At 66.7% G+C, this 11,880-nt stretch carries 15 protein-coding genes and 2 tRNA genes; 12 read left to right on the top strand and 5 right to left on the bottom strand.

The annotated features are described in order from the left end of the window. Positions 1–11 precede the first annotated feature (11 nt). The gene (locus KHC23_RS13275) at positions 12–656 is read right to left on the bottom strand and encodes a hypothetical protein (RefSeq protein WP_213373086.1); all 645 of its coding nucleotides are present in this window, start codon (positions 654–656) and stop codon (positions 12–14) included. Between the two features lie 191 nt (positions 657–847). On the opposite strand from KHC23_RS13275, the gene KHC23_RS13270 reads away from it, so the two are divergent. Further along, entirely contained in the window at positions 848–1,561 is a 714-nt protein-coding gene (locus KHC23_RS13270; RefSeq protein WP_213373085.1) for a glutathione S-transferase N-terminal domain-containing protein, read from the top strand. Between the two features lie 111 nt (positions 1,562–1,672). Then, a tRNA-Ser gene (locus tag KHC23_RS13265) sits at positions 1,673–1,764 on the top strand. Between the two features lie 209 nt (positions 1,765–1,973). On the opposite strand, the gene KHC23_RS13260 is transcribed toward KHC23_RS13265, so the two are convergent. After that, positions 1,974–2,894 (bottom strand): LysR family transcriptional regulator, encoded by a 921-nt coding sequence (locus KHC23_RS13260; RefSeq protein WP_213373084.1) that lies wholly within the window; start codon positions 2,892–2,894, stop codon positions 1,974–1,976. 102 nt (positions 2,895–2,996) lie between these two features. On the opposite strand from KHC23_RS13260, the gene KHC23_RS13255 reads away from it, so the two are divergent. The 4 genes from KHC23_RS13255 (at position 2,997) to KHC23_RS13240 (ending at position 4,895) form a co-directional block, all read left to right on the top strand. Further along, positions 2,997–3,317: a nuclear transport factor 2 family protein gene (locus KHC23_RS13255; RefSeq protein WP_213373083.1), complete on the top strand. Its 321-nt coding sequence runs from the start codon at positions 2,997–2,999 to the stop codon at positions 3,315–3,317. Beyond that, the gene (locus tag KHC23_RS13250) at positions 3,317–4,096 is read left to right on the top strand and encodes an SDR family oxidoreductase (protein WP_213373082.1); all 780 of its coding nucleotides are present in this window, start codon (positions 3,317–3,319) and stop codon (positions 4,094–4,096) included. Before KHC23_RS13255 ends, KHC23_RS13250 begins: the two co-directional genes overlap by 1 nt. 224 nt (positions 4,097–4,320) lie before the next feature. Further along, a complete protein-coding gene (locus tag KHC23_RS13245; RefSeq protein WP_213373081.1) occupies positions 4,321–4,521 on the top strand; it encodes a hypothetical protein in 201 nt (66 codons plus the stop codon). Next, positions 4,506–4,895 carry a hypothetical protein gene (locus tag KHC23_RS13240; RefSeq protein ID WP_213373080.1) on the top strand — a complete coding sequence of 130 codons (390 nt, stop codon included), beginning with the start codon at positions 4,506–4,508 and terminating at the stop codon, positions 4,893–4,895. Before KHC23_RS13245 ends, KHC23_RS13240 begins: the two co-directional genes overlap by 16 nt. Positions 4,896–4,966: 71 nt before the next feature. On the opposite strand, the gene KHC23_RS13235 is transcribed toward KHC23_RS13240, so the two are convergent. Beyond that, on the bottom strand, positions 4,967–5,989 hold the full coding sequence (locus tag KHC23_RS13235; protein WP_373878505.1) for an AraC family transcriptional regulator: 1,023 nt from the start codon (positions 5,987–5,989) through the stop codon (positions 4,967–4,969). Positions 5,990–6,098: 109 nt separating this feature from the next. Between KHC23_RS13235 and KHC23_RS13230 the strand changes: the two genes are divergently transcribed. The 4 genes from KHC23_RS13230 to KHC23_RS13215 all read left to right on the top strand — a co-directional run bounded on the left by KHC23_RS13230 (position 6,099) and on the right by KHC23_RS13215 (position 9,138). Continuing rightward, on the top strand, positions 6,099–7,151 hold the full coding sequence (locus KHC23_RS13230) for an SDR family oxidoreductase (RefSeq protein ID WP_213373079.1): 1,053 nt from the start codon (positions 6,099–6,101) through the stop codon (positions 7,149–7,151). A 15-nt stretch (positions 7,152–7,166) separates the two neighbouring features. Then, complete coding sequence (locus KHC23_RS13225) at positions 7,167–7,733, top strand: LysR substrate-binding domain-containing protein (RefSeq protein ID WP_213373078.1); 567 nt, start codon at positions 7,167–7,169, stop codon at positions 7,731–7,733. Next, positions 7,724–8,614 carry a LysR family transcriptional regulator gene (locus KHC23_RS13220; RefSeq protein WP_213373077.1) on the top strand — a complete coding sequence of 297 codons (891 nt, stop codon included), beginning with the start codon at positions 7,724–7,726 and terminating at the stop codon, positions 8,612–8,614. Before KHC23_RS13225 ends, KHC23_RS13220 begins: the two co-directional genes overlap by 10 nt. An 89-nt stretch (positions 8,615–8,703) precedes the next feature. Beyond that, positions 8,704–9,138, top strand: coding sequence for a cupin domain-containing protein (locus KHC23_RS13215; RefSeq protein WP_213373076.1), 435 nt, complete (start codon positions 8,704–8,706; stop codon positions 9,136–9,138). Positions 9,139–9,442: 304 nt separating this feature from the next. Here KHC23_RS13215 and KHC23_RS13210 read toward each other — a convergent pair. Then, positions 9,443–9,517, bottom strand: a tRNA-Glu gene (locus tag KHC23_RS13210). A 354-nt stretch (positions 9,518–9,871) separates the two neighbouring features. Beyond that, a complete protein-coding gene (locus KHC23_RS13205; protein ID WP_213373075.1) occupies positions 9,872–10,294 on the bottom strand; it encodes a VOC family protein in 423 nt (140 codons plus the stop codon). A gap of 54 nt (positions 10,295–10,348) precedes the next feature. On the opposite strand from KHC23_RS13205, the gene KHC23_RS13200 reads away from it, so the two are divergent. Together KHC23_RS13200 and KHC23_RS13195 are read left to right on the top strand one after the other, a co-directional pair. Next, positions 10,349–11,116, top strand: a complete 768-nt coding sequence (locus tag KHC23_RS13200) for an SIR2 family NAD-dependent protein deacylase (protein ID WP_213373074.1) — start codon at positions 10,349–10,351, stop codon at positions 11,114–11,116. Positions 11,117–11,259: 143 nt separating this feature from the next. After that, positions 11,260–11,862 (top strand): cold-shock protein, encoded by a 603-nt coding sequence (locus KHC23_RS13195; protein WP_213373073.1) that lies wholly within the window; start codon positions 11,260–11,262, stop codon positions 11,860–11,862. Positions 11,863–11,880: the final 18 nt, after the last annotated feature.

The following is an 11,880-nucleotide window of genomic DNA, read 5'->3' as shown; positions in this document are numbered from 1 at the left end:
GCCGCCGCGTCTCACGGCAGGCAGCGCGCCATGAACACGTGCCAGGCCTTGGCGCCGGTGAGGTTGTGCCGGGTCTTGTAGGCCTGCCATTCGCCATTGCAGCGGTTCAGCGCCTCGCGGTCGCTGGCATCGGGCTGGCGCGACAGCTCGGGCGCGGGGTCCGGCGCCGGGCGCGGGGCGACCGAGGGCATCGAGGTGCGGGGCTTCGGCGCGGCAGACTTTTCCTCCACCGGGCTCGGCGCCGGTTTGTCGTCGAGCACGCCGGTGCCGGCAAGGCATTCCTGGGCGAAGTCACGATAGGTCCGGTCGCCGGTCTGGTTCTTCGCCTTCATCTCGCTCCACAGGTCGGCGCATTGCTTCATCGAGGGCTGCGCGGCCGCAGCGGAGGCGCCGGTCGGCGTGGTGTGGCGTCTGGGGGCCGCCGCCGGCGCGCCGTCGGCGGGCTTGCCCTCCGTCGCCGGTGCCGCACCGGTCTCAGAGAGGCATCTGGCGGCGAAGTCGCGATAGGTCTGGTCGCCGGTCTGGTTCTTCGCCTTCATCTCGTTCCAGCGATCGGCACAGATCTTCGCCGGCGAGGGCGTTCCGCCCGACTGGGCCAGCGCCACGCCGGGCGCGGACAGCCCGGCGAGCAGGAAGAGGAGGGCGACAGGGTTCACGCGCGGTCTCGCTGATTGATGGCGCGGGGCGCCGGGCGCGGCAAATCTAGCCGCTTCGGCGGGGCGAGGCGAGCGGGCGGCGGCATGCCGGCGGTCGCGCCGTCGCATGCCTTGCGCTTGCCAGCTTCGCGAGGCGGCTCTAGTTCTGATGCGGCGCGCCCCGGGGCGGGCGAGGGGGAGGTGCATGCATCATGGCCCAGCTTCAGACACGGCCGATCCAGCTCTATTACTGGCCAACGCCGAATGGCTGGAAGATTTCGATCATGCTGGAGGAGTGCGAACTCCCCTATGAGGTGATCCCGGTCAATATCGGCCGCGGCGACCAGTTCAAGCCGGACTTCCTGGCGCTGTCGCCCAACAACAAGATTCCGGCAATTCTCGACCCGGAGGGGCCGGACGGCGCGCCGCTCTCGGTGTTCGAATCGGGCGCGATCCTGCAGTATCTCGGCCGCAAGACCGGCCTGTTCTACCCCGCCGACGAGCGCGGGCGGGTGGAGGTCGACCAGTGGCTGTTCTGGCAGATGGCCGGGCTGGGCCCGATGGCCGGGCAGGCGCATCATTTCCGCATCTACGCGCCGGAGAAGATTCCCTACGCCATCGAGCGCTACACCAACGAGGTGCACCGGCTCTATAGTGTGATGGACCGGCGCCTCGCCGACCGGCCCTTCCTCGCCGGCGACTATTCCATCGCCGACATCGCCTGCATCGGCTGGGCCAAGCTGTGGGAGCGGCAGGGGCAGGACATCAAGGAATTTCCCCATTTCACCGGCTGGCTGGAACGGATGCTGGCGCGGCCGGCAGTGAAACGGGGTCTGGCGCTGAATGCCGAGGATCGCGGCAAGGTGGATTTCGCCACCGACAAGCAGGCGCAGAACATTCTGTTCGGCCAGGGCCCGCGTTCCTGAGCGGCACGGCGGTGGACCATCTGCGTATTCGGCCTTGACCGGCGGGCGGCGGAAACCTAGACAGGTCGCCGGCTCGGAGCGTGGCCGCCGCAAGGCACCGCGCCGCCGGCTGGAGACGTGGCCGAGAGGCTGAAGGCACTCGTTTGCTAAATGAGCAGACCCCCAAAAGGGTCTCGAGGGTTCGAATCCCTCCGTCTCCGCCATTCCCATTTTCCGCTTAAACTCAACGACTTGGCTTGAAGTCTCGGGTCGTTGCGGGCGAGGAAATGGGCGCCTCCATGGGGAGGTCGCCCACGGGGGCGGGTGAGGCGCGCCGCCGTGCGCGCCGATGTTTCTCTTTGAATCGATGGCGCCCTCACGCAGGCGCGTCCACCGGAAACGTCCCTTTCGGCCAGGGACGCCGCCGTCATCGTCATTCGGCAAGGCGTGGGCTTCGGTGGCTCTGTGCCATCTCACGCGCCAGCGCTAGGAACGCCTTGACGCCCGCGGAGAGATTCCGGCGGCCGGGGTAGTAGAGGCAAAGCCCGGGATAGGGGGGAGTCCAGTCCTCCAGCACCCGGATCAGACGGCCGGCCTCTATGTCGGCGAGAACGCTCTGCTCCATGAAGTAGCCGATGCCGATATTCTCCAGGACGGCGGTTCGGGCGAGGCTGGCCTCGTCGAGGATGAGGGGACCTTGCACGTCGATCTGGACGGTTTCGCCGTCCTTCTCCAGGCGCCAGCGGAAAAGCGCGCCGTCCGGCAGGCGCACGCGGATGCATCGGTGTTCGAAAAGATCGGGTGGAACGCGCGGCTTCTCATGGCGGGCGAAATAGTCGGCCGACCCGACGATGGCGTGGCGCTGCGGGCGCCCGAGCGGCACCGCGATCATGTCGGTGGGAACCAGCCCGGCGACGCGGACGCCGAGGTCGAACCCCTCGGCGACGACATCGACCAGGCGCCCCTCGGTGACCAGGTCCACGTTCATGTCGGGATAGCGGCGAACGAATTCGATCACCAGCGGCGAGAGGATGGCGCGGGCGGCAAAGGGCGCGGCGTTGATCCGTATGGTTCCGGACGGCGTCTCGCGCTGTGAGCGCACCGCATCCAGCGCACCGTGAATGTCCTGCAGCGCCGGCCCCACCTGTTCCACGAACAGCTTGCCGGCTTCGGTCAAGGCCACGCTGCGCGTCGTGCGGTTGAACAGGCGGACGCCGAGACTCGCCTCCAATTTGCCGATGGCGTGGCTGAGCGCCGTGGTGGACATGCCGAGATCGATCGCGGCGGCGCGAAAGGTCCCCCGCCGGGCGATCGCGATGACGGCTCCCAGTTCATTCAACGCGGCGCGATCCATTGTCCCGAAAAACCCGATACGGCATCCAGATTTGTCCCACTTATTGGAACAACGGTCGAGCCTTATCCTGAAAATCAGAACGCCCCAAGAAGGAACACGACGATGAACATGCCGGAGATCGTGAAGGCCTATTTCGACGCCGACATTCGCAACGACGCCGATGCGCTGGTCGCGACGTTCGCCGCCGAGGGCGTGGTGAAAGACGAAGGTGCGCTGCATCAGGGGCGCCGCGCGATCCGCGACTGGTGGTTGGCCGCGAAGGAAAAGGCCCACCACGTCACCACCCCGGTCGAGCTGACGGGGAGCGGCGACAAGGTGTCCGTCCGCGCGCTCGTGTCCGGTGATTTTTCCAACAGCCCGGCGACGCTCGATTTCGCGTTCACCATCGAGCAGGGCAGGATCGTCGGACTGGAGATCGGGTGATGAGCGGTTTCCTCACACTGGATGGCAAGCGGGCGCTGATCACGGCCGGAACGAAGGGCGCCGGCGCGGCGACCCTCGCACTGTTCCGCGCGCTTGGGGCCACGGTGCTGACGACGGCCCGCTCGCGCCCCGACGATCTGCCGGAGGAACTCTTCATTGCCGCGAACCTGACCACGGAGGAGGGGTGCGCGAGCGTCGCCGAGGCCGCCCACCGGCGTCTGGGCGGCCTCGACATCGTCGTTCACATGCTGGGAGGGTCTTCGGCGCCGGGAGGCGGCTTTGCGGCACTGACCGACGCCGACTGGCAGCAGGAACTCGCTCTCAACCTGCTGCCGGCCGTTCGGCTGGATCGGCGGATCGTCCCCGGCATGGTCGGGCGCGGAAGCGGCGTCGTCATCCATGTCTCGTCGATCCAGCGGCTGCTGCCGCTGCCGCAATCGACGACGGCCTACGCCGCCGCCAAGGCCGCGCTCTCGACCTACAGCAAGGCCTTGTCGAAAGAGGTGTCGCCCAAGGGGGTGCGCGTGGTCCGGGTTGCGCCGGGCTGGATCGAGACCGAGGCCGCGGTGCGCTATGCCCAGCGTCTGGCCGAGCAGGCCGGCACGGACTACGAGGGCGGCAGGAAGATCATCATGGACGGTCTGGGCGGCATTCCGCTCGGCCGCCCGGCCAAGCCGGACGAAGTCGCCAGCCTCATCGCCTTTCTGGCGTCGGACCGCGCGGCCGCGATCACCGGCACCGAATACGTCATCGACGGCGGAACGGTGCCCACCGCCTAGAGCATTTTCGAGCGAAGTGGGTTCCGGTTCGCGTGAAGAAAATGCGTAGAAACAAACATCTAGATCCCGTCCGGCAACCCGGCCTTCACCGGATGGGCTCCAGGGGCGCCGCACCCGGCATGATGGCCGCTGGAACGGAGGCACCGAACGAGATCCGGAGGCTGGTGGCATCTGATCCACGACCGCCGAGGCTGCGTAGTCGGAGCAACGCCGCGGAGGAGTCGATGACCAGAGCGCTGCTTTTTGCCGGGCTGTTCGCCCTTGTCGGGCTCGGTGCCCCCTCGGTTCAGGCCAAGGACCTGGTACTCGAAGAGTTCGTCGCCGGCCGAACGGTCGCGGAAGGCTCCTTCGCCGCCGTCCCGGGGACACGCCGCCAGCCGCTTCTCCCCAGTAATGCCGGAGAAAAACCATGCGCTCCCATATGACATCCGCGTCGATCGGACTGCTTCTCTCTCTTTGCGTGGCGCCGGCTGCCGCCGAACCGCTGAGTGGTCACGAGATCAAGGACAGGATCGGCGGCGAACTGGTGCGGCTGAGCACCCCCTATGGCGTGACGCTGCCGCTCTTCTATCGCGACGACGGTGTCGTCTCCGGCGATCTCTCCGGCTTCTCGGTCGGTGCCCTGCTCGCCCCGCGCGAGGAAGGGCGGTGGTGGGTGAAGGACGATCTTCTCTGCCAGAAATGGCCGACCTGGTACGATGGCCGCACCCATTGCTTCGCCATCACCTCGCTCGGGTCGGGCAAGATCGCGTGGACGCGCGACGACGGCCTTTCCGGAACCGCCGTGATGGGCCGCTGACATGACCAGGGCGCCGCAGGGGCCGGCCGTCGCCCGCCTCTTCCAATAACGGCGCCGGGGGGCTCCCAAATCTACGCGTTGATCGGCACGGCTCCCGGCTCGACGCCGTCGATCTCGTTTCCAGCGGAATGCGGACCGGAAGTCCGCAAGGCGTTCCGGTATACCCTGGGTGAAGTGCCGGTCACGCGTTTGAAGGCGTTGCTGAAGGCGCTCTCGGAGGTATAGCCAAGCGAACGGGCGATGGCCGCCACAGGGGTGGTCTCCTCCCGCAAGGCACGTCCGGCAAGACGCATGCGCCATTCGGTGAGGTAGGTCAGCGGCGCCACGCCCGCGACCGTCCGGAAGTGGAAGGCGAATGTCGTTCGGGACATGGCGCACGCCTGGGCAAGTTCCGCCAGATGCCAGGAACGACCGGAATCGCCATGCATCAAGCGCAGCGCGGGAGCGATGCGTGGATCGGCCAGCGCCCGCAGCCACCCCGCGGGCATGGCGCCGCATGTCTTCAAGTGGGCACGCAGAATCTGGATGAAGAGAAGCTGGGCAAGCTGCACCGAGGCGAGCTGCGCACCCGGGAGTTCGGCGGCCCGCTCCTCGACAAGCTGGTCGAGAAGCCATCGGAAAGTCGCCGCTTGCGGCGATGCCGCCGGCACGTGAATCCAGGGTGGCAGAACATCCGCCAGCAACCGGCCGCTTGCCGGATCAAGCAGAACATGGCCGCCGATATGAGCGAACGCGCTGCCGTCACCCAGTTGCGCCGTCGTCCTGCCGGCGCCGGAAAACACATCCATGGCATCGATAGGAACGACACCCGGGTCGCTCGCCAGAACGAAGGACCGCTGCGCCGCGAGAAGACCCACGTCTCCGGCTTCGAAATAAATCGGCTTCGCCTCACCGTCGACGCTGACCCAGCAATGGCCCTTCACGACAGCAAAGAACTTGATCTTGTCCGGCGCCGGAAAGCGGATCGCCCAGGCGCCTCCCGCTGTGAAGCCCCCCGTGACGAGCGTCTCGGCATTGGTGAATTTGAGGATGTCGGAAAAGGGGTCAGCGCTCATTCCCGTATTGTCGCGCAAATAATCCGCACTCTCAAGCATTCAAAATCCGGTAACCGGATCCTAGCTTGAGTGGGGCCGTGGCGGGGGGCGTGTCCCGGACCCGAACGTATCCAGGGACTTTTCTCCGATGATGGAACGGAATAGCCGAATGAACGGAAAAAACAGACAGGTTCTCGTCACCGGAGGAACCGGATTCATTGCGCAGCACTGCATTCTGGCGCTGCTGAACCACGGCTATCAGGTGCGGACCACTGTGCGCTCGCTCCTGCGAGAAGCAGAAGTGCGCGAAAATCTCAGGACAGGCGGGGCCGAACCTGGTGATCGCCTGTCGTTCGTCACCGCCGATCTGGGTTCGGACCAAGGTTGGGCCGAGGCCGCAGCCGGCTGCGCCTATGTGATGCACGGCGCTTCACCGACGCCGACGGGCGATCAAACGAGTGAAGAGGAATGGATCAGGCCCGCGGTCGATGGCAATTTGCGGGTGCTGCGCGCCGCGCGCGATGCCGGGGTGCGGCGCGTGGTGCTCACTTCGGCCTTCGGGGCCGTCTGCGCCGGGCACAGGCCGATGAAGCGCCCCTTCAACGAGACCGACTGGAGCGACCTGACAGCCAAGAATGTCTGGCCCTATCAGAGGTCCAAGACATTGTCGGAGCGGGCGGCCTGGGACTTTATTGCCCGGGAAGGACAGGGGCTGGAACTGTCGGCTATCAATCCGGTCGCGGTGCTGGGACCGGTGCTCGGGGCTGACTATTCGCACTCCATTCGCCTGATCAGGAACATCATGGACGGCCAGCCGGGAAACCCCAAGATCAATTCGGGCTTTGTCGACGTGCGCGACGTGGCCGACCTGCATTTGCGCGCCATGACCCACGAGGCCGCCAGGGGCGAGCGCTTCCTGGCGATTGCCGGCGAAAGCATGTGGCTGGCCGATGTGGCCAAGGTGCTGAAAGAACGCATGGGGCCTGCCGCCGCCAGGGTGTCGACGCGGGTGTTGCCCAACGTGCTGGTGCGCCTGGGCGCACTCAAGGATCCGGCGTTGCGAGGGGCCGTGCCGCTGTTGGGCCTGAACCTGAACGCGACCAGCGAGAAGGCCATGCGCCTGCTCGACTGGGCGCCGCGTACGCGGGAGGAAGCCATCGTCGCGACCGCCGAAAGCCTGATCCGCCTTGGCCTGCTTCGCGGTTCGGGACAGGCTGGCTAAGCGGACGTCGTACCGGTGTTCCTCGCGCAATATCCCGAGGTGAGCCTCGATCTGGTCGCGGAGCCCGCGATGATCGATATCGTCTCGGAGGGTTTCGACGCAGGCTTCCGACTTGGAGACGCCGTCCCGCGCGACATGGTGGCCGTGCGCTTCGGCGAGGCCTCGCGCATGCGGGTCGTCGCCTCCCGGGCCTATATGCGGGATCGACAGGTGCCGCAGAGCCCCGACGACCTCTCTCAACATCGCTGCATCCGGTCGCGGTCACCCGCCGGCCGGCCCTACAAATGGGAATTCGAACGGCACGGGCATGAATTGACCGTGGACGTTCCCGGCGGGCTGATGCTCAATCGCACCGAATTGATGCTGCAGGCCGCATTGCAGGACATGGGGATCGCCTTCGTGCCGGAACGTCTGGCCCGGCCGTATCTCGCGGCAGGCCAACTGGTGTCATTGCTGGATTCCTGGTGCCCGAACTATCCGGGCCTCTATCTCTGTTATCCCGGCCATCGCCAGGTACCCGCCGCGTTATGGGCCTTCATAGACATGCTGAAGGCCGCACCGGAAGGCCGCACATGGATCTGAACGCGCTTGAGACCTTCGTCACCGTCGTCCGAGCCGGCAGTTTTGCCGCAGCGGCCCGCGACAGCAACACACCGAGATCATCTGTCAGCCTACGCATCCGCAATCTGGAGAAATCGCTCGGGGTGCGGTTGTTCAAACGATCCACCCGGGCCTTTTCCTTAACGGCCGAGGGGCGAGAGCTCTATGAACGGTCCATCAACCCGCTCTCGTCGCTGCTTGAAGCGTTGAACAGCGTTGCTCGGCAGGGCACCTCGTATGCAGGCGAGATCCGAGTCACCCTGCCTGCGGATTTTCCGCCCGGCATCCTCGCCGCCGCCATCTCCGAATACCGGACCGCGCACCCGGCCGTCCGTTTTCAGATCATCCCCACCAATGAAGTGCTCGACCTGGTCCATGCCAATATCGACCTCGCTATCAGGATTGGAGCGTCCAACCCTCAGGACGCCCTGATTCGCGGCGCGATCGATATGGAGTTCGGGCTTTATGCGAGCACCGACTACCTTCGCAGGCACGGCCAGCCATCGAGTATCGAAGCGATCGAGACCCTTGCCGGCCCCCAGCGGCCCGAATTCCGGCGGCTCCTCCAGGGCGCGCTGGCACAGGGAAGCAGCCTGCCCACGTTTCATATCGCGGCGGACAGTTTCACGTTCGTGCGCGAGCTTGTCAGGATGGGCCATGGGGTGGGGCTGTTGCCGAAGTCTCTGTGCAGGGAGGATCTTGCCAGCGGCACCGTGGCGCCGGTTCTGGCAGATCACTTTTCAGGATCGATCCGGCTGCATCTCACTTACCCGTCACGTGCCGATCTGAGTCCGAAGGTTCTGGCGTTCGCACGCCTGATCGAGCGGCATATCGCCAAGCCGTCGGCGCGCCCAATTGGCTAGAATAGCAGCCAGTCTGTCTCGCCATCGCGGGCTACACCACCCCTGCCGGCCGTACCAGCTATCATCGGGACAAACAGCAGGAGCTTCCGATGCAAGCTGGCATTACGACTGAGTTCGAGACCACCGAGTTCGCCGGACTGGACACCCGGATCGTCAATTCCGGCGAGAGCCCGTTCACGGTGCTCGACATGACGATCAAACCGGGCTTCGGCGCACCGGCGCATATCTCGCCCACGGAAGACAAGCTCTTCATCGTGATCACCGGCCGGGTGAAATATCTGGTCGGCGAAGACCTCCATGTGGCCGAGCCCGGTGCGCGCATTCAAGTCCCCAAAGGCGTCATCCATGGCTTCACCAATGTCGGCGACGCCGACGCGCGGCATATCCTCATTTCCACTCCGAGGCGGCATGAGGAGTTTTTCCGCGCACTCCACCAGATCCCCCAGCCGCGCGAGCAGCATATGGACATGCTGCCCGAAATCGCCGCCCGCAATGATCAGGAGATCGTAGGGCCTCTGCCCTGATCGAGGGGGGAGATCGACGGGCGGGCCGGGGCACGAAGGATCAGGTTTCACATCTTCGTGGAGCTGTGTGAATGCCGGCCCGCCTGGCTCGAGCGGCTTGATCCGAATGCGAGCGCGTTCGCTTCGGGCAGCCCATGCACTCGAATAGCACCGAGGGCGAGGTGCCGTCGCGCAGAGCCTATCTGCGTTCGCCGATCGACGCGGTCGACGCCTCGTGCGGATCCACGGATCGAGGACGGTGCTGGAAAGAGCCGTACTCGCCGACCGCACCACCCATCCGGGTGTTCGCGGTTCTGTACGGAAGTGGCGCGCCCTAGGGGAGTCGAACCCCTCTCTCCACCGTGAAAGGGTGGCGTCCTAACCGATAGACGAAGGGCGCGCAGGCCGGGGCCTTATAGGGTGGCGCGCGGCGCGGCGCAAGATGGCGCCACCTGCGCCGTCCACAGGCATTATCCCGCCCGCCTTCCGCCGCGCATCCCCGGCGGCGCCAGCGGCAAACCGGTTGCGCGCGGTCCCGTCGCCAGCGGCCGCGGCCGGGACCGGAGCCTGAACGGATCGGGCCCGGGCGCCATGAACGGGGGCGCATTACCCGGGGGCGGCGCAGATGCCGCCGGCCCCCGGTGATGGCCCGCCGCTATCCCTCGCCATTGGCCGGGCGGCGGACGACGCGTCGCGAGCGGGTCTTCGTCACTGGCGGATCACCGCCGGGCGACACGGGGCGGCTGCTGCCGCCTCACCACTTGCCGGTATTGGGCATCGAGGCCCAGGGCTCCGCCGGCGGCAGCGCCTCGCCCTTCTGCAGCAATTCGATCGAGACGTTGTCGGGCGAGCGCACGAACGCCATGCGGCCATCGCGCGGCGGGCGGTTGATGGTCACGCCACCGTCCTGGAGCCTGGCGCAGGCGGCGTAGATATCGTCGACCTCGAAGGCGAGATGGCCGAAATTGCGGCCTTCGCCATAGGTCTCGGCATCCCAGTTATAGGTCAGCTCGACCTCGGCCACGCCCTCCTGTCCGGGAGCGGCGAGGAAGATCAGCGTGTAGCGGCCCTGTGGCGAATCCTTGCGGCGCACCTCGGCGAGCCCCAGCTTGTTACAGTAGAAGTCCAGCGACGCGTCGACGTCGGTGACGCGCACCATGGTGTGAAGGTACTTCATGAGGTCCTCTCGAAGGCTGCCGCAGAGGGTCCGCGGGTCGGGTGAGCGGAAGATATGACGGCTGACGATGACATCAAGGCTGCGGCGGCCCCGCTTGCCGCCATCCTGAAGCGCATGCGCGCCGGCGTCGCCTTCACCGGCGCGGGAATCTCCACCGAATGCGGCATTCCCGATTTTCGCTCGCCCGGCGGGCTGTGGACGCGCAACCGGCCGATCGACTACCCGTCGTTCCTCGCCAGCGGCGAGATGCGCGCCGAGGCGTGGCGGCGGCGCTTCGCCATGGAAGCGGCCTTTGGCGGGGCGCGGCCCGGGCGCGGCCACCGGGCGCTGGCGGATCTGCTGGCGGCGGGCCAGCTTCAGGCCATCATCACCCAGAACATCGACGGCCTGCACCAGGCCTCCGGCGTCGCCGAGGCGCGGCTGGTCGAACTGCACGGCAACAGCACCTACGCCACCTGCCTGGAATGCGGTGCGCGCTACGAACTGGGCTGGGTCCGCGCCCGTTTCGAGGAAGCGCGGGAGAGGGCGCCCGACTGCACCGATTGCGCCGGACCGATCAAGACGGCGACCATTTCCTTCGGCCAGCCCATGCCGTCGGCGGCGATGGCGCGGGCTGGCGCGCTCAGCGGCGATTGCGACGTTTTCCTCGCCATCGGCTCGTCGCTGGTGGTGTGGCCGGCGGCCGGCTTTCCGGTGCAGGCCAAGCGCGCCGGCGCCACCCTCGTCATCGTCAACCGCGAGCCGACCGAACTCGATGCGCTGGCCGATCTCGTCATTCACGCCGATATTGGCGACGTGTTTTCGGCCGCCCTCGAGCGCTGAGCCGGGTGGCCGTCGAGGGCGGTAATCGCGCGGGCGAATCAATTTGGGTGTTTTCGTGGCCGCAGCGGGTGCTATGCTCGGTGCTCAGAATCATGGATTTCCGCTGTTTCCGGCGGAAGGGCGTTCCTGGAGGTAGGCAGCCGATGGTGTCGGACGAGTCTCTGCCACGGCCGGGGGGTGTCTCTCGCAACGAGCCGGATCAGGGTGCTGATGCGGACGGGCGGATGGACGGCGGCGTGGTCCAGATCGCCGGCACCATCAAATGGTTCGACGTCTCCAAGGGCTATGGCTTCGTCGTCCCGGATGACGGCAGCGGCGACGTCCTGCTCCACGTCACCTGCCTGCGGCGCGGCGGCTTCAACACCGCCCAGGAAGGCGCGCGAGTCGTGTGCGAGGTGGTGGCGCGCGACCGGGGATTCCAGGCGCTGCGGGTGATCTCGATGGACGAGACGACGGCGCTGCACCACTCGCAGCTGCCGCAGGCGCGCACCCATGTGAGCGTGCAGCCGGTGGGCGGTTTCGAGCGCGCGTGGGTGAAGTGGTTCAACCGGCTACGCGGCTTCGGCTTCCTCTCGCGCGGCGAGGGCACCGAGGACATTTTCGTCCACATGGAAACGCTGCGGCGCCATGGCCTTGCCGAGCTGCGTCCGGGCCAGTTGGTGCTGGTGCGCTTCGGTCCGGGCCCGAAAGGCCTTATGGCCGCCGAAGTGCGGCCCGATGGTGCGGCCACCCCGTCGTCTCACTAGCCCCCCCCTCGTCTCACC

The organism is Ancylobacter dichloromethanicus (genome assembly GCF_018390645.1).
In the GTDB taxonomy this organism is placed as follows: domain Bacteria; phylum Pseudomonadota; class Alphaproteobacteria; order Rhizobiales; family Xanthobacteraceae; genus Ancylobacter; species Ancylobacter dichloromethanicus.
The sequence above is the reverse complement of the archived record's forward strand: the minus strand, read 5'-3'. Positions and strand labels throughout refer to the sequence as shown.